The 16,504-nt window shown below is 67.2% G+C and carries 19 protein-coding genes; 11 read left to right on the plus strand and 8 right to left on the minus strand.

Annotated elements, in window-relative coordinates:
- The first annotated feature begins 64 nt into the window (after nucleotides 1–64).
- Genes KIT25_07955 through KIT25_07985 form a run of 7 tightly spaced genes read left to right on the plus strand, consistent with a single transcriptional unit; the run spans nucleotide 65 to nucleotide 6,400 of the window.
- The gene (locus KIT25_07955; protein UYN96848.1) at nucleotides 65–835 is read left to right on the plus strand and encodes an SDR family oxidoreductase; all 771 of its coding nucleotides are present in this window, start codon (nucleotides 65–67) and stop codon (nucleotides 833–835) included.
- A gap of 1 nt (nucleotide 836) precedes the next feature.
- A complete protein-coding gene (locus KIT25_07960) occupies nucleotides 837–1,196 on the plus strand; it encodes a dihydroneopterin aldolase (GenBank protein ID UYN96849.1) in 360 nt (119 codons plus the stop codon).
- A 6-nt stretch (nucleotides 1,197–1,202) separates the two neighbouring features.
- Entirely contained in the window at nucleotides 1,203–2,132 is a 930-nt protein-coding gene (locus KIT25_07965; GenBank protein UYN96850.1) for an EamA family transporter, read from the plus strand.
- 2 nt (nucleotides 2,133–2,134) lie between these two features.
- Nucleotides 2,135–4,420 (plus strand): hypothetical protein, encoded by a 2,286-nt coding sequence (locus tag KIT25_07970; protein UYN96851.1) that lies wholly within the window; start codon nucleotides 2,135–2,137, stop codon nucleotides 4,418–4,420.
- Entirely contained in the window at nucleotides 4,417–4,848 is a 432-nt protein-coding gene (locus KIT25_07975) for an FdtA/QdtA family cupin domain-containing protein (protein UYN96852.1), read from the plus strand. Before KIT25_07970 ends, KIT25_07975 begins: the two co-directional genes overlap by 4 nt.
- A gap of 14 nt (nucleotides 4,849–4,862) precedes the next feature.
- Nucleotides 4,863–5,945 carry a DegT/DnrJ/EryC1/StrS family aminotransferase gene (locus KIT25_07980; protein ID UYN97866.1) on the plus strand — a complete coding sequence of 361 codons (1,083 nt, stop codon included), beginning with the start codon at nucleotides 4,863–4,865 and terminating at the stop codon, nucleotides 5,943–5,945.
- Between the two features lie 35 nt (nucleotides 5,946–5,980).
- Nucleotides 5,981–6,400 (plus strand): hypothetical protein, encoded by a 420-nt coding sequence (locus KIT25_07985; GenBank protein UYN96853.1) that lies wholly within the window; start codon nucleotides 5,981–5,983, stop codon nucleotides 6,398–6,400.
- Here KIT25_07985 and KIT25_07990 read toward each other — a convergent pair.
- Nucleotides 6,397–6,636, minus strand: coding sequence for a hypothetical protein (locus KIT25_07990; GenBank protein ID UYN96854.1), 240 nt, complete (start codon nucleotides 6,634–6,636; stop codon nucleotides 6,397–6,399). The two genes, KIT25_07985 and KIT25_07990, sit on opposite strands and share 4 nt — an antisense overlap.
- 117 nt (nucleotides 6,637–6,753) lie before the next feature.
- Here KIT25_07990 and KIT25_07995 point away from each other — a divergent pair, with 117 nt between their 5' ends.
- The 3 genes from KIT25_07995 (at nucleotide 6,754) to KIT25_08005 (ending at nucleotide 9,800) form a co-directional block, all read left to right on the plus strand.
- Nucleotides 6,754–7,605: an LLM class F420-dependent oxidoreductase gene (locus KIT25_07995; GenBank protein UYN96855.1), complete on the plus strand. Its 852-nt coding sequence runs from the start codon at nucleotides 6,754–6,756 to the stop codon at nucleotides 7,603–7,605.
- A 279-nt stretch (nucleotides 7,606–7,884) separates the two neighbouring features.
- Nucleotides 7,885–8,979: a hypothetical protein gene (locus tag KIT25_08000; protein UYN96856.1), complete on the plus strand. Its 1,095-nt coding sequence runs from the start codon at nucleotides 7,885–7,887 to the stop codon at nucleotides 8,977–8,979.
- A 131-nt stretch (nucleotides 8,980–9,110) separates the two neighbouring features.
- Complete coding sequence (locus tag KIT25_08005) at nucleotides 9,111–9,800, plus strand: OmpA family protein (GenBank protein UYN96857.1); 690 nt, start codon at nucleotides 9,111–9,113, stop codon at nucleotides 9,798–9,800.
- A 418-nt stretch (nucleotides 9,801–10,218) separates the two neighbouring features.
- Here the strand turns inward: KIT25_08005 and KIT25_08010 are convergent, their stop codons facing one another.
- The 3 genes from KIT25_08010 to KIT25_08020 form a co-directional block, all read right to left on the minus strand.
- Nucleotides 10,219–10,485 carry a hypothetical protein gene (locus KIT25_08010; GenBank protein UYN96858.1) on the minus strand — a complete coding sequence of 89 codons (267 nt, stop codon included), beginning with the start codon at nucleotides 10,483–10,485 and terminating at the stop codon, nucleotides 10,219–10,221.
- Between the two features lie 312 nt (nucleotides 10,486–10,797).
- Nucleotides 10,798–11,103: a hypothetical protein gene (locus tag KIT25_08015; GenBank protein ID UYN96859.1), complete on the minus strand. Its 306-nt coding sequence runs from the start codon at nucleotides 11,101–11,103 to the stop codon at nucleotides 10,798–10,800.
- Nucleotides 11,104–11,134: 31 nt separating this feature from the next.
- The gene (locus KIT25_08020; protein UYN96860.1) at nucleotides 11,135–11,440 is read right to left on the minus strand and encodes a hypothetical protein; all 306 of its coding nucleotides are present in this window, start codon (nucleotides 11,438–11,440) and stop codon (nucleotides 11,135–11,137) included.
- Nucleotides 11,441–11,806: 366 nt separating this feature from the next.
- Here KIT25_08020 and KIT25_08025 point away from each other — a divergent pair, with 366 nt between their 5' ends.
- A complete protein-coding gene (locus tag KIT25_08025; GenBank protein ID UYN96861.1) occupies nucleotides 11,807–12,019 on the plus strand; it encodes a cold-shock protein in 213 nt (70 codons plus the stop codon).
- 131 nt (nucleotides 12,020–12,150) lie between these two features.
- Here KIT25_08025 and rfbB read toward each other — a convergent pair whose 3' ends face one another.
- The 4 genes from rfbB to KIT25_08045 form a co-directional block, all read right to left on the minus strand.
- Nucleotides 12,151–13,206, minus strand: coding sequence for a dTDP-glucose 4,6-dehydratase (gene rfbB, locus KIT25_08030; protein UYN96862.1), 1,056 nt, complete (start codon nucleotides 13,204–13,206; stop codon nucleotides 12,151–12,153).
- Nucleotides 13,207–13,258: 52 nt separating this feature from the next.
- A complete protein-coding gene (locus KIT25_08035; protein ID UYN97867.1) occupies nucleotides 13,259–13,990 on the minus strand; it encodes an amino acid ABC transporter ATP-binding protein in 732 nt (243 codons plus the stop codon).
- Between the two features lie 29 nt (nucleotides 13,991–14,019).
- A complete protein-coding gene (locus tag KIT25_08040; protein ID UYN97868.1) occupies nucleotides 14,020–14,985 on the minus strand; it encodes an amino acid ABC transporter permease in 966 nt (321 codons plus the stop codon).
- Nucleotides 14,986–15,303: 318 nt separating this feature from the next.
- Entirely contained in the window at nucleotides 15,304–16,494 is a 1,191-nt protein-coding gene (locus tag KIT25_08045; protein UYN96863.1) for an amino acid ABC transporter permease, read from the minus strand.
- Nucleotides 16,495–16,504: the final 10 nt, after the last annotated feature.

Below are 16,504 nucleotides of genomic sequence, written 5' to 3' on the forward strand. Positions count from 1 at the left end.
TTACGACCGCCTGAAGATATGACTACAGCGCCGCCGAGGAAATGCAGTTCCGAAAGTTCGCTCGATGAAAGGCGCCCTGGTGACCGGCGCAGGGATGCGGATCGGCCGGGCGCTGGCGATGGCGCTGGCAGCCGACGGGTTCTTCGTGTTCGTCCATCATCATCGTTCGGTCGACGAGGCGCGCGGCACCGTGGCCGATATCCGAGCCGCGGGTGGCCGGGCCAGGGCAGTGCGTGCTGACTTGTCCTCCGCCAGACAAGCCGCGGCGCTGGTGTCGAAGTGCCGCGCTCCCGGCGTCACGCTCACCTGCCTGGTCAACAACGCCTCGCAGTTCCGGCTCGACCGCGCCGACACGACCTCGGCGGGCCTCTTCGACAGCCACATGGCGGTCAACCTGCGGGCTCCCCTGCTGCTGTCGCAGGCGCTGGCGAGGCAGTTGCCGGAAGGGGAGAGAGGGCTGATCATCAACGTGCTCGACCAGAAGCTCTACAATCTCAATCCCGACTTCCTTACCTACACCTTGTCCAAGATCGGCCTGCACGGGTTGACGACGCTGCTCGCCCAGGCCTATGCGCCGCGCCTGCGCGTCGCCGGGATCGCCCCCGGCCTTACCCTGCGCAGCGGCAGCCAGACCGATGCACGCTTCGCCGAGCAACACACCCGCAACCCGCTGGGCGTCGGGGTGACGACCGACGACCTGGTTCGGGCATTCCGCTTCATCGTGGCGACGCCGAGCTATACCGGCGACGTGCTGCTGGTCGATTCGGGGGAGCACTTGACCGGCCGTCCGCGCGACATCGCCTTCGACACGAGCGCCAAGAGCAAGAAAGCGTGACATGAAACGCCGCATCTTCATCCGCGATCTGCGGCTGCCGGTCTCGATCGGCATCCACGACTTCGAGAGGAAGGGCCCGCAAACGATGATCGTGAACGTCGAGCTGACGCTGGCGCCGTCGCGTGCCGCACACGCCGACCGCATCGCCAACGTGTTGAACTACGATGTCGTCCACGACGGCATCGTCGGGCTGACCAAGGGGCGGCATTTCAACCTCCAGGAGACGCTGGTCGACTCCATCCTCGATCTCTGCCTGGCCCAACCGGAGGTGATCGAGGCGCGCGTCTCGACCGAGAAGCCCGATGTCTATCCCGATTGCCGGGTCGGCTACGAAGCGGTGCGCCGCCGCGGCGAGAACTGACCGGCGATGAGCCAGCCGTCGGCGGGTCCGCGCCGCAACCTGTCGGGCGCCTTCGCCGCAATGGTGTTCGTCGGCATGGCGTGGGGCGCAAACGTGCCGGTCAGCAAGGTCATGCTCGAGCATTTCGACCTCATGCCGATGTCGGCGATGCGCACGGCTTGTGCGGCGGCCGTGCTTGGCCTGCTGTTGCTGATGCTCGAGGGTGTCCGGTCGTTGCGGATAGAGCTCGCACCGGCACGCTTCGCCATGTTGGGTGGCCTGATGGCAAGCTTCTTCGCCGTCTATACGCTCGGCATCCAGTACTCCAATCCGATCAGCGCGGCCGCGGTGCAGGTCGCGGGTCCGCTGGTCTCCGCGGCCACCGTCCGTCTGGTCACCGGCCTGCGCTTCGATCCGGGTTTCGGCGTGGCGCTGGCGCTGACGCTGACGGGCGGGGCGATTCTCGTCGGGGGCAGCCTGCTGAGCGCCGACGACCTCACTCTCGGCGGGGGCGAGTTCATCGCCCTGGGCAGCAACGCGATCTGGACCCTCTACAGCATCAAGGCACAGGTCTGGTTCGACCGCGCCAGCCAACTCCACCGTACCTACGTCGCATCGCTGTCCGCCATGGGTTGGGCGACGATCGCGAGCATACTGCTGATCGCCCTGGGATGGTCGCGCTCGCCACTGGACGTGAGCGACGGTTGGGCCTGGACTCAACTCCTCGCGGTGGCGGTTTTCGCCTCGGGCCTCGGTGGCTATTTCTGGAACATCGGCGCCTCGCGACTCGGCGTCGCGATCGCCTCGCTGTGGGTCAATCTGGTGCCGTTCTTCGCCGTGCTGTGGTCGATGGCCTACGGCTTCATGCCCAATGCCTGGCAGATCGTCGGTGGGCTGGTCGCGCTCGGTGGCGTGGTCTACATGCAGTGGCGGAAGCTTGCCGCGATGCCACGCTGACCATGAGCGACGAGATGGAATGGCTCTGGGCGATCCTCCAGGTCGAGGGACCGGAGCGGTTGTCGGAGGAGGAAAGCAGCCGGCTGGCCGATTGGCTCGCTGAACAGCCGCCGCCGTGGCCCCAGGATCTGTTGCCGACCTCCTCCGAAGACGCGTCGCGCGTCCTCGACTGGACGATGGCATTGCTGGTCGGCGATCGCCCCGATCGCGCAGCCGCGCCGGCGAGGATCGCGCTCGCCTATTGGGACACGCTGGTATCGCCCGGCCGGCGGGGCGCCCTCGCGCTGGTACTGGCGGCACATGCTGCGCTTCGCGCGTCTTCGCGGCTCGCGCCGCAGGGATCCGAGGAGGCGGAAGCGCTGGTTGCGCGAACTCGCACGCTCGATGCCGAGTCGATCCTCGACGCGGGTGAGCTGTTCATGCCGCTCTATCGCTTCGCGCTTTTCTTGTCGGAACTTCGGCGCGATGGCGATGCCGAGACGGCGCTGCGCCTCGCCTTGAAACTCCTCGACCGGTCGGCAGGGGTACCGCCATTGGCGCACGCCGTCGTTCGCGAGGAACTCGCCGTCATCCTGCTCGCCCGCAATGCCGATGGCGAGGCGGAGCGCCTGGTGCGCGCGGCGATCGAAATCCGCGCGGAAGGCGATGCCGAAGCCCGAGAGGGACGCTGGCGTCCTTGGTTGAGCCTGGGAACGGTGCTGTGGCGTCATCGCGAGTGGGTGTCTGCCGGGGAAGCGCTTCGCGCGGCCGAACAGGCCGCACGGAGCGCCTTCGGTGAGCGCTCGGACGAAGCGGCAGCGTGCGCGGCGCATCGGGCGCGGTTCCGTCGCGACCAGTTGCATGCGTGCGAGCATGGCCGGTTGTTCGGTTGGGCACTGCGCGAGGCGACCGGCACCCCGTTCGAGCGTGCAGTCGCCTCCCTGCTGGCGGTGGCGGAGACGGTACGGAGCCTCGCCGATGCCGATGCGCTGTGGGCGGAGGCGGCGCGGCTGAAGGTGTGCGCCGGCGCAATCGACGAGGCTCTCGATCTTTCCGATCGCATGTTGTCGGCACCTCGGCACTCCTGGAGCGGCGCCGCCGTCTATGCCGATGGCGCCCGGGTTCTGTTCGCCATGGACGATCGCATCCTGGCGGCGGACGTGTTGCGCCGGGGATTCGCCCGTGCCGCCCAGATCAAGGTGTTCGAACGGTGCGACGCACGCGCTGCCGAGCGTGACCTCATGGAGTGCATTGGCGAGCACGTGGGCGTCCTCGATAGCGCGGCATTCGCCACGTGGCTGATGGAGATCCTGCCTGCCGACGCACACAACATCGTTCGCGAGCACGAACTGGATCGCGCCGTCGGTCGGCGGGATCTCGCTGCCGCGCGCGAGATGTTTGCCGGTTGGGACTGGACACGCGGCGCCCCCGATGCCTGGTCGATGTGCGCCATGGGATGCCTGGCAGCGGAGCAGGGGGACTGTGAGCTGGCCCGGCGCCTCGTCGGTGCGCTCCAGGCGGGAAGCGACGCCTATCTCGCGGTCGAGATCCTACAGGCGGCCGGGTGGGCTGAGGAGGTCGAGATGGCGCTGGCCACGCTCCAGCCAGGCCGGCCGAGAGCCAACGGCCTCGCCATCGTGGCGCGGCGTGCGGCGGAACAGGGCGCCCGCGCGCTTTTCGATCGGATGGCGCAACGTGCGGTGGCGGAGCTGTCGCCCGACGACCTCGACCTGTCGATGGCCTTGCACGACGTAGCGCGCGGCGCTCGCACCTGCCTGAGTGCGGACGAAGCGGCGGCCTGGGCCTCGGCGCACCTGCCCGAGGAAGCGCGCGAGCCGTTCCGCTCGGTTCTGGCGGGGCCGGCCCCGGCCCCCGAGCCGTTACCCGGGCTCGCGGCGGCCATGACTGCCGGCGACTGGAAAACCGCGCTGGCGGCGCTGCGCTCGGTCGGCGACGCCTATTCGGATTTGCTCAATGCCGAGAGCCTGGCTACGGCCGCGGCGGCTGACGGCCGCGCCGACGTGGCACTGGCGGCGCTACGCTTCGCGGCGTATCGGCTCGGTGGGAGGTTCGCCGAGGAGGGACATGTCGTGCATGAAGAGAGGGAAACACGTATGACTACCGCCCGACGGCTCGGCGATGCGGCCTTTCGGCTCCTGCCGCCGGTCTCCCGCCTCACCCTCGCCGAGGAAGCCTTCGTCCGTGCTTCGGCGCTTGACGATATGCCATCGGCCGGCGCGCTGGTGGTGGCCGCGGCGATGTCGTGCCGGACGCCGTCGCCCGGAGTGCGCTATACCCCGTCGCGATGAGCGAACCATTACTCAGGGTCCGCGGCTGCCGCTGGATCGTCGTTCCCGGCGCCTCCGACCAGCGCGGCCGCGTCAACTTCCTCGAACTCGGCAAGGGTCTCGACTTCCAGCCCAGGCGCGTGTTCTGGCTGCATCACATCGCACCCGGCCAGTGGCGCGGCCGGCACGGCCATCGCGAATCGCAACTCGTCTTTGTCGCCGCCCATGGCGGCTGTCGCGTGCATCTCGACGATGGCCGGACGACGGAGAGCGTGACGCTTGACGATCCGGCGCGCGCCCTCCATGTCGCGCCGTGGGTCTGGCATGAACTGACCGACTTCGCGCCGCAATCAGCGATCATGGTGCTGGCTTCGACCCTCTACGACGAGGCCGAGTACCTGCGCGACTACGAGACCTTCCGGCGCGAGGTCATGGAGCGGACGACGTGATTCCCTTCCTCGACATGAAGTCGGTCTATGCCGAGCTGAGGCCTGAGCTCGACGCGGCCTACCACAGGGTCATGGAGTCGGGCTGGTACGTGCTCGGCAAGGAGGTCGAGGCCTTCGAAGCCGAGTACGCCGCGTTCTGCGGCACGAAGCATTGCATCGGCGTGGGCAACGGGCTCGAGGCGCTGGAACTCGTGTTGCGCTGCTGGGACATCGGCGCAGGCGACGAGGTCGTCGTGCCATCCAACACCTACATCGCGACCTGGCTCGCGGTCGAGGCGGTGGGCGCCACTGTGGTGCCCGTCGAGCCCACGACCGACGGGCCCAACCTCGACCCCGAGCGGATCGACGCGGCGCTGACGCCGCGCACTCGCGCGATCATGCCGGTGCACCTCTACGGCGAGCCCGCCGACATGGACGCGATCATGGCGATCGCCTCCCGGCATGGACTCAAGGTGGTCGAGGATGTCGCACAGGCGCAGGGCGCCCGGGTGCGCGGCCGGCGGACTGGCGCATTGGGGCATGCCGGCGCGCACTCGTTCTTTCCGACCAAGAATATCGGCGCCTTCGGCGACGGCGGCGCCGTCACCACCGACGACGACGGACTGGCCGACCGACTGCGCACCCTGCGCAACTACGGCAGCAGGATCAAGTACGTCAACATCGAGCGCGGCGTGAACTCGCGGCTCGACGAGCTGCAGGCGGCCTTCCTGCGGGTGAAGCTCGGCAAGCTCGACGAGTGGAACGAACGCCGCCGTGCGCTCGCCGCGTGCTACGATGACAAGCTGGCGGGCATCCCTGGCCTGGGACTGCCGCGCGTGCCGCAATGGGCGGAGCCCGTGTGGCATCTCTATGTCGTGCGCACGATGCGCCGCGCCGACGTGGTCAAGGCCCTGGAGGCGGCCGGCATCGGCTCGCTGATTCACTATCCGATCCCGCCGCACTTGCAGCAGGCCTATGCCGACCTCGGGTTGGGGAAGGGGGCCTATCCGCTGGCCGAGCGGCTCGCGGAAACCGTGCTCAGCCTGCCGATGGGACCGCACCTGTCGATCGAAGAGGTCGACGAGATCGCCCAGGTGGTGCGCGCCTCGCTCGCCTGAGCGCAACGACGGCCGGTCGCGTTCGTTTTCTCGGCATGAGAGTGCCGACGATCGTTCTCGCCTTCCTGATGACGGCGGCACCGGCTGCCGCCGGGTGCCTGGAGGACGTGCGGGAACTCGCCACGGAACATCGCCTGTCGACCGATCCACCGACCGTGACTCCCGGCAACCCGCCCGGCGGATCTCGGACCGACGAACTGGCGCGGTCCAAGGGCGTGATCGAGCCGCCGCGCATGTCCGACCGGTCGGTGATCGCGCCGCCCGCGGGGGTCGATCCGGGGATGAAGACCCTGCCTGACCTGGTCCCCAACGCGCAGGACAGGGCGGCCGTCAACCGCATCGCCTTGCAGGCCCTGCTCACCGCGGCGCGCGCCCAGGCCGAGCGAGGCGAGGAAGCGCGCTGCCGCGAGCAGCTCGACGAGGCGCGTCGGCTGCTCGGGCGCTCGACACTCTAATAGGGGTACGCTGTTTCGGCGGGCGGATGCATGCCGCGATACTCGCGGTAATACGCACCGCGCGTGCCGTAGGCATAGGCCGTCTGGGTTGCCGGCGAATAGTAGCCGTAGCCGGTGGCCGGCGTGTAGTAGGTGTAGCCCGGATGATAGGCCGAGCGGTGATAGGTTCGGCTCTCGCAGCCGGCGACGACGGTAACCAGCGCCGCCGCCGCCGTGATACAGGCGATGCGTCTCATGGCGTTCTCCTCGAAGGATGTGGCGATTCAACTCGGCTGGCCTTGCGGGGTTGCCGGCTTGCCCCAATCCGCCCCTTTCCTGCTACGGTGCTGCCGCAAGCGCGGGAGGGACCCATCATGAAAATCGGCGCCGTCGCCTTCTTCACCACCGAGACGATGCAGCCCGCGCCGCTCGCGCGCGCGCTCGAGGAACGCGGCTTCGAATCGCTCTGGGTGCCCGAGCACACGCACATTCCCTCGTCGCGCAAGACAGCCTATCCGGCGGGCGGCGGCTTGATCCGGCCCTACTACGACATCATGGATCCGTTCCTCGCGCTCAACACGGCGGCGACCGTCACGACGACACTCAGGATCGGCACCGGTATCGCGCTGGTCGTCCAGCGCGATCCCATCGTGACCGCCAAGATGGTGTCGACCATCGACCAGCTGTCTAGCGGCCGTTTCCTGTTCGGCGTCGGCAACGGCTGGAACCAGGACGAGATCGAGAACCATGGCACCGACTTCAAGTCGCGCCACAAGCTGGCGCGCGAGCGCATCGAGGCGATGAAGGCGATCTGGGCGAACGAAGAGCCCGAGTATCACGGTGAATTCGTGAAGTTCGACAAGATGAAGCAATGGCCCAAGCCGAAGCAGAAGCCGCATCCGCCCATCATCGTCGGGGGCGGCTTTCCGCACGCCGCGCGCCGCGCCGTGCGTTACGGCGACGGTTGGATCCCGCGCGACGACTGGCTGGAGCGCGACGGCATCGGCGTGATCGACAAGTTCCGCACCATGGCGAAGGAGGCGGGACGCGACCCGGCCAGCCTGCCGATCAGCCTGTTCCGCGTGCCCGACAGGATCGAACGCCTGCGCCAGTACCGCGATCTCGGCATCGACCGCGTCGTTTTCACCCTGCCGGCCGAAAAAGAGGACAAGCTCCTGCCGATCATGGATCACTGGGTCGAACTCGGGCGTCAGCTCGACACCTGACCGCGGCAACCGCGCGCCGGGAGTCGTCGTTGCCTCGCGATTAGGGAGGTGAGCATGTCCGACATCGCTCGTCCGCCGCGCCGCTGGCGGGAGGCTCTTCGTCCGATCGCCGTGTCCTCGATCGCCGTTCTCGTGGCGGCATCTATCGTCCACCTCATTTCGCTGGGCCGCGGCATCTGACACAGGGTGGTCACGGGCCCGCCCGCGCCGTCCTCGATCGATCACACCCACTGCACCTCCGGCCATGCCAACGTTCCCGGAATTGGTGGGACATCGGACATGGTCGACATTTCGCGTTCACCGGTCGGTCGAGCGCGGCTACGCGAGAGGTTGTTCGCCGTCATCGTGCCGATGGCGAGCATGATCTTCGCCTTTGCCGCAGCCGAACTCGCCGCCCGCGCTTTCGGCTCAGACGCCAAGCGATGGGAGTGGCGCAATTTCATCGTCGAGCCTCTTCCGCTCGAGAATCGCTGGAGGGTCATAGAGCCAGATGCCGAACTCGGCTACGCGCCGCGCCCCGGCGGGCACAGCGACCAGCGCGGCCTGGGACGGCTCACCTTCGATGAACGCGGGCTGCGAGCCCATCATGACCGGCCTCCATTCTACGCGTCCGCGACGCCCTTGCTCGTGGTCGGCGACTCCTACGCCATGGGCGAACAGGTGGGAGACGATCAGACTTTCCCCGCCCACCTGCAAGCCGCGCTCGGCAGGCCGGTGCTGAACGGCGGCGTGTTCGGCTACGGTCTCGACCAGATCGTGCTGCGTGCGGAGCGACTGGTGCCGCGCTTTGCCCCCGACACCCTGGTGCTGAGCTTCATCGCCGACGACGTCAGGCGCACGCGCATGAGTATCCTGTGGGGCCTGCCGAAGCCCTATTTCATCGTCGAGAACGGCAGGCTCGTGTTGCGCAACGTGCCTGTCCCGCCGCGCCCAAGCGCCGCCGTCGGCCCCGTGCGCAGCGTGCTTGGCTACTCTTTCCTGGCCGATGTGCTGGCGCGACGGCTGGAGCTCGATCCGTGGTGGCTGCGCGGCCAGCCGCTGCATGCCGAGGCCGAACATGATGACGGGCTGCGGGTATCCTGCCTGCTGATGGCGCGACTGCGCCGTCTTGCCGAGACCCATCGCCTGCGCGTGCTGGTGGTCGGTCAATACACGCCGGATGCCTGGCGGCGTGCCTCGACGCGTCGCTTCGAGATCGCGAACGTCGCACCCGTCCTGGCGTGCGCACGCAACCAAGGGTTCGACACGCTGGATACGCGCGAACACATCGAGCACGCAGTGCGGCGTGATGGCGTCGATCGCCACTATGTCGACAAGCACATGAGCGACGAGGGCAACCGGCTCATGGCCGAACTGATCCTTCGTCGCCTTTGATCCCGGCGGCCGGGGACCCCAACCCTCGTCTGCCACTCGCCCCTGCGGGGAGAATTCACGACCGGGTCGTGCATCCTTTCGAAGGGTCGAGCGTTGCCCCCCCGACGCGGGGAAAATTGCGAGGAGATGGGATGATGCTGAAACCCCTGGTTGCCGCCTTTGCCGCAGCGCTGCTGCTGACGGCCTGCGAATCGACGCCGCCGCCGCAGGCTGCCGCGCCGCCCCCGCCGCCGCCGGCGCAGGCGCCGACCTACATGGTGTTCTTCGATTGGGACAAATCCGACCTGTCGTCCCAGGCCCTGTCGACCATCCGCCAGGCCGCACAGGCCTACAAGAGCACGGGAAGCGCGCGCATCCAGGCGATCGGCCACACCGACACGTCGGGCCCGCCGGACTACAACATGGCGCTGTCGTTGCGGCGCGCCACCGCCGTCAAGAGCGCACTGGTCCGCGAAGGCGTGCCCGCGACGTCGATCGAGACCGTCGGCCGCGGCGAGAGTCAGCCCCTGGTGCAGACTGGAGACGGCGTGCGCGAACCGCAGAACCGCCGCGTGGAGATCACCGGTCTCCAGCCGATGACGCAGCAGCAGGTGATGGCGGTGTTCCGCGACCCCGCGTCCTACTGCAAGGCGCTGAGCGACAAGTATCGCCAGTACCGCACCTCGGCGATCGAGGAGCGCGAGGCGGCGGCGATCGCCAAGTGCGACGCCGGCCGCCACGCGGAGGGCATTCCCGTCCTCGAGGACTCGCTGATTCGCGACAAGATTCCGTTGCCGGCTCCCGGCTATCGCTGGCCCGGCCGGCCGATTGCGCCGGCCTGATCCGGATCGTTCGATCGGACATGAAAGGGAAGGGCGGCCCACCGGGCCGCCCTTGCTCCTTTGCGCGGATCGCGTTTGCTCTCGCGTGCCGATCCCGTTGGACCTTCTCGCGACAGCAAGACGTCCGGCGGAAATACCGGAAATACCGCAAACCTCCGGTCATGTGTCGGGAGGACGGGTCGCGACCGGCGCTCGCGAAACATAAAAACGGCATGCAGGAATTGCAGAAATTCCCGCGCGGCCCTCGCGGCCGGGTGTGGTCGTGGTGCTCATGCGCGCATCTTGCCTCGACACGCCGGCGCGGACCTAATCGGGTCGGTGGATTCCGTCCGATACCGATGGGATCTGCATCGGAAGGCCGTTCGACCCCCTCGTTTCGGCCCGGCGCGGAGAGTCGGATTCGTCCGTGGTCGGGCTTCTATCGGCGCCGAGGAAGACTCTGGCTGTCGAGTTTCTCCAGCAGTTCATCGTAGTGACCTGAAGATCCGAGCGACGCTGCCTTCGGCAACAGATCGAAGCATTCCTTGCCCTCCGGAGTGAGGCGTGGACCGTCCTTGCTCTCCTCGATCAACCTCAGCCGGCGTAGCCGGCCGAGGTCCTCCTTGCGCATCGCCCGTACCTCGGACTGGCCATAGGCGACGCGCCTCAGCGTCACTTGCTCATCGTCGGTCAGGATCGGCGGCATGCTTGTCTCCTGTCGATGGGAGTGGACTGGCGGCCGGCGGCGCCGGGTCCAGGCCCGTCCGCTGAAGACGCGGCATGCGGGTGGAAGCCTCGCGCCGGTCGATGCCGAGTCTCCGCAACAGCATGAGCTCGCCGCGGATGAGTCGTTTGAGGGTCGTGAGGGTATCCGACTCCAAGAGAGGCCTCGATTTTCAGGGAACTTGGCCAGCGTGGCCGACCGGCGTGCACGCCTGCTGCGACAACGAACATGGTGGGCCACCGCGATGGCGGCAAGCACTAATCTCCCGCGGTTATCCTCCGCGCAAGGAAGCCGTCAGCGGCGCCATTCGTCCTCGCCGGGCAGACCCTCGCGAACGTCGGCGTGGGCCACTCCATCCTGCGGCAGCAGACGCTTGCCGCTGAAGCGCAGTGACAAGACGCGGCCGTCGTCCGTGCGCAACGTGAGTCCATTGCTTCCGAACACGTCGGCCAGCTGCGCGGAGTCCATGTGTACCTCGCCCGAGGCCACGACTTCTCCGCGTCTCACGAGATAGCCGTCGAACTCGAAGTCGGCTCGACCCACCGGCCGACCGTCCTGCTCGAGCATCCCGCTGCCGCGCAGCGCACCGAGATAGCGCATCAGCGGCTCGCGGACCCGTCGTCGTGACGAATCACTGGCATGGATGGCCCGTCACCGGTTCGCGCAAGGTCCAGCACAGCGCGGCGCCTTCGCGGGCGATGCCGGGATTGCAGAAATAGGTTTCCTTGCCCTTCTGCAACCACAGTCCGCCCGGCCAGCCGGCCTTGATGTCGAAGCCGCTGCCGATGAGCGATGCCGCGGTGACCCCCTTGGCATCGTTGAACTGAAAGACACACTTGTTCTCCGCTTGCTGGCCGAACGCAGAGCCGGTGAGCGCCGATGCGAGGCCAAAGGCGAGGGCCGCGCAAGCGGCGGAAGCGCGGCAAGGGAAAGTCATGAATGCAGTCCTCATCGCCTGCCTGACGGGCGGCGGATCGTGTCGACGACGGTCGACAGCAGGAAAGGGTCACGAAGCGGGAAAGTCTTCGCCGTGCTCCTCGTTTGTCGGCTGGGAGCACGCGGCGGGAAAGCTCTATACCCTCGGGCGGGTCGCGTCCATCGCCGCACACGCCGACAATGCGGGCTTGCAATGGTGTGCCGAAGGGACCATATGGACGTCGTCGATACACGGACTTGACGACTTGGCCGCGCCCCCGAGAGTTGGCGCGCCGCCCACGACTTTAGCTCCCGAAAACAAATGCGAATTCGACAGCCTGCCTCGTCTTGGCGGGCCAGCAAGTCTATGTTGTGAAAGGTTATTCCCATGGCGACGGGAACAGTGAAGTGGTTCAACTCCACCAAGGGCTTCGGCTTCATCACGCCGGATAGCGGCGGCAAGGATGCCTTCGTCCACATCAGCGCCGTCGAGCGCGCCGGCCTCAATCATCTGATCGAGGGCCAGAAGATCCAGTTCGACCTCATGTCCGACAGCCGCAGCGGCAAGATGTCGGCCGAGAACCTGAAGCAGGTCGACTGATTGCATCCGCCGCCGGCTCACGCCGGCGTGCTCTCCTCGCGGCACCGAGCCACGGATGTACTGGTGGGTGCGGAAGAGGACGAGAGGCCCCCTGGCGAAAGCCGGCGGGGCCTTTGCTTTGTGTCCGGCTCTCAGCCCGGCAGGCCCAACCGTTCGCCGCGATAGGCGCCGCTCATGACGCGCTCCCACCAGGCGCGGTTGTCGAGGAACCAGCGCACGGTCTCGCGCAGGCCCTGCTCGAAGGAATGCCGGGGGCGCCAGCCGAGCTCGGTCCGGATCTTGGCGGCATCGATGGCGTAGTGCGCGTCGTGACCCGGACGATCGGTGACGAACTCGATCAGCTTGTCGTGCGGGCAGTGCGGGCTTGCCGGCAGCATCTCGTCGAGCAGGGCGCAGATCGCGCGCACCACGTCGATGTTGCGGCGCTCGCTGTCACCACCCACGTTGTAGGTCTCGCCCGGCCGGCCCCGACGCAGCACCAGGGTCAGTGCCTCGGCGTGATCCTCGACGTGGAGCCAGTCGCGCACATTGTCCCCCTTGCCGTAGACCGGCAGGCGCTCGCCGCGCAGCGCGCGGATGATCACCAGCGGGATCAGCTTCTCTGGGAAGTGATAGGGGCCGTAGTTGTTGGAGCAGTTGGTCGCGAGCGTCGGCAGGCCGTAGGTGTGGTGCCAGGCTCGCACCAGGTGGTCGGAGCCGGCCTTGCTCGCGGAGTAGGGCGAGCTGGGCGCGTAGGGCGTGGTCTCGGCGAACTTGCCGACCGGGCCGAGCGAACCGAATACCTCGTCCGTGGAAATGTGCTGGAAGCGGAAGCGGGTCCTTGCCTCCGCATCGAGCGTGCGCCAATGGGCGAGCGCGGCTTCCAGCAAGGTCCACGTGCCGACCAGGTTGGTCTGGATGAAGGGCGCCGCGCCGTCGATCGAGCGGTCGACATGACTCTCGGCGGCGAGATGCAGCACGGCGTCCGGCCGTACTTCGCGGAAGATGGCGTCGAGCGCCGACCGGTCGCAGATGTCGACCCGGTAATGCCGATGGCGGTTGGACTCGCGCGCCTCGGCGAGCGATTCGAGGTTGCCGGCATAGGTCAGCTTGTCGATGTTGGTCACGAACCAGTCGGTCGTGCGGACGAGGTGCCGCACCACCGCCGAGCCGATGAAGCCGCAACCGCCGGTGACGAGGAGTTTCATGCCCTACTCATACCTCGCCTCCGCCCGGGTCGCGAAGGGGAGGAGGGCGACATCAATGATGATGCAGGATCTGGCCGAGGAACGCCTTGGTGCGCTCGTTGCGCGGGTTGGCGAAGAACTCCCTGGGCTCGTTCTGCTCGACGATCTCGCCCTGGTCCATGAAGATCACGCGGTCGGCGACGGCGCGGGCGAAGCCCATCTCGTGCGTCACCACCAGCATGGTCATGCCCTCGCCGGCGAGCTCGACCATGACGTCGAGCACTTCCTTGACCATCTCCGGATCGAGTGCCGAGGTCGGCTCGTCGAACAGCATGATCTTGGGCCGCATGCAGAGCGCACGGGCGATGGCCACGCGCTGCTGTTGGCCGCCCGAGAGCTGGCCGGGGTACTTCAGTGCCTGCTCGGGGATGCGCACGCGCTTGAGCAGCGACATGGCGAATTCCTCGGCGTCCTTCTTGGGTGTCTTCTTCACCCAGATCGGCGCCAGGGTGAGGTTGTCGAGGATGGTGAGGTGCGGGAAGAGGTTGAACGACTGGAACACCATGCCGACCTCGCGCCGGATGGCCTCGATGTTCTTGACGTCGTTGGAGAGGGTGACGCCGTCGACGACGATGTCGCCCTGCTGGTGCTCCTCGAGCCGGTTGATGCAGCGGATCAGGGTCGACTTGCCCGAGCCCGACGGGCCGCAGATCACGATCTTCTCGCTCTGGCGGACCTCGAGGTTGATGTCGGAGAGCACGTGGAACTGGCCGAACCACTTGTTGACGCCGCGCAGCATGATGATCGGCGCGCCGGAAAGTTTCTGAGCAGCCATCAGCGTCGCGTTCCCTTGTTGAGATCGATCTCGAGCCACTTGGAGTAACGCGACATCGAATAGCAGAAGATGAAGTAGACGAACGCGGCGAACAGGTAGATCTCGCCCGGGAAGCCCGCCCAGTTGGGATCGACCAGCGCCTGGTTGGCGGTGTTGAGGAAGTCGAAGATGCCGATGATCAGCACCAGCGAGGTATCCTTGAAAAAGCCGATGAAGGTGTTGATGAGCGGCGGGATCACCACGCGCAGCGCCTGCGGCAGGACGATCAGCAGCGTCTTCTGCGGGTAGTTGAGGCCCATCGCGTCGGCCGCCTCGAACTGCCCCTTCGGCAGCGATTGCAGCCCGCCGCGCACCGTCTCGGCGATGTAGGCGCCGGCGAACAGGATCACTGCGACCTGCGCGCGCAGGAACTTGTCGATGGTCGTGCCGGCCGGCAGGAACAGCGGCAGCATCACCGAGGCCATGATCAGCAGGCTGATCAACGGCACGCCGCGGATCAGTTCGATGAAACCGACGCACAGGCCCTTGATCAGCGGCAGGTTCGAGCGTCGGCCGAGCGCCAGCAGGATGCCATAGGGGAAGGCGAAGGCGAGCCCGTAGGTCGCCAGGATCATGGTCACCGGCAGACCGCCCCACAGGCCGGTCTCGACATAGTCGAACGCGGCGATCTTGAGACTCCAGGCCGGCAGCACGCCGAAGATGCGCAGCAGCAGGCCGACGGCGCCGCCGGCGGCGAGAGCGCGCCAGGTGGCCGTCTCCGGCGGCTGGGCGAGGCCCGCTCGCAGCGTCATGCCGACGCCGCCCGCCACCGCCGCGACGACGAAGAACAGCGTGAGCGGCAGCGAGATCACGCCGAACATCAGAAGGAAGGTGACGAAGCTGCCGATCGTCCAGATCCACACCAGGCGCCAGTTCCACATGCGCCGGTCGCAGGTCAGGATCAGCATGGCGAGCATGGCGAGCATGGCGAGCAACGGCCGCCAGTGCTGCTCGTAGGGGAACGAGCCGAAGAAGATGTAGCGGTACTTCTCGCCAATGATCGCCCAGCACGCACCGTGACCGCGGCACTCGGCGCCGGCGTTGCCGACCCACTTGGCGTCGAGGATCGCCCATCCGACGAACCAGGACAGGATCCAGGCCATGGCGGCAACCAGCACGATCGTCGTGATGCCGTTGCCCCAGCTCGAGAACAGGTTCCGACGGGCCCAGCCGACGACGCCCCTATCCACGGTCGGGGGAGCGAGCTGCCGGCGTTCGCCGACGGGCATGGCGTCGGTCATGGCTCAGCGCTCCTTGAGGGCGATCTGCTTGTTGTACCAGTTCATGAACGCCGAGATGCTGAGACTGACGCTCAGATAGGCGGCCATGATGATCAACACGTTCTCGATTGCCTGGCCGGTCTGGTTGATGGTGACGTTGATCGACGCCACCAGGTCGGGATAGCCGATGGCGATCGCCAGAGACGAGTTCTTGGTGATGTTGAGATACTGGCTGGTCATCGGCGGCACGATCACGCGCAGCGCCTGCGGCAACAGCACCAGCCGCATCGCCTGGGTACGCGACAGGCCGATGGCCGCCGCCGCCTCGCTCTGCCCCTTGTGCAGCGCGAGGATGCCCGAGCGAACGATCTCGGCGACGAATGCCGAGGTGTAGAGCACCAGGCCGACCAGCAGCGCGGTGAACTCCGGCTGGATCACCGTGCCGCCTTCGAAGTTGAAGCCCTTGAGCGCGGGCCAGCTCATCTGCGAGGGCGCGCCGCCCGCCAGCCAGACGACGATCGGCACGCCGACGATGGTAGCCGCGCCGACCCAGATCGACGGGAAGGGCTGGCCGGTCGCGGCCTGCCGCTTCTTCGCCCAGCGGTGGATGACGACGGCGAGGCCGATGCCGGCGAGCAGGCCGAGGCCCATCCACTTTTGGATCGGGTCGGCGATCGGTACGGGGAAATAGAGGCCGCGGTTCGACAGGAACAGCGATCCCCAGAGCATCGAGATCGCCTGTCGTGGGCCGGGGAAAGCCTCGCTGATCAGCTTGTAGAACAGGAACAGCCAGAGCAGCAGCGGCACGTTGCGGAAGGCCTCGACGTACCACTCGCAGATCTTGGCGAGCAGCCAGTTGGGCGACAGCCGGCCGATGCCGATCAGCGTGCCGAGGAAGGTCGCCATGATGACGCCGAGAACGGCGACGCGCAGCGTGTTGAGGATGCCGACCCAGATGGCGCGGGCATAGGTCGAGGCCGGCGAGTATTCGATCATCGTGTCGCCGATCTCGAAGCCCGCCTCACGGCCGAGATAGTCGAAGCCCGAAGCGATCTTCTGCCGCTGCAGATTCTCCATCGTGTTGGTGACGAGGTACCAGGCGAGTGCGCCGACCAGACCGACGACGACGATCTGGAACACCCACCCGCGGACGACCGGGTCGTTCCACGGCGCGGGCCTGGCGCGCGTTACGCCGCCCAGTGTCTCGACTGCCATTACGTCGCTC

This window comes from Enhydrobacter sp., assembly GCA_025808875.1.
Classification (GTDB): Bacteria; Pseudomonadota; Alphaproteobacteria; order Reyranellales; family Reyranellaceae; genus Reyranella.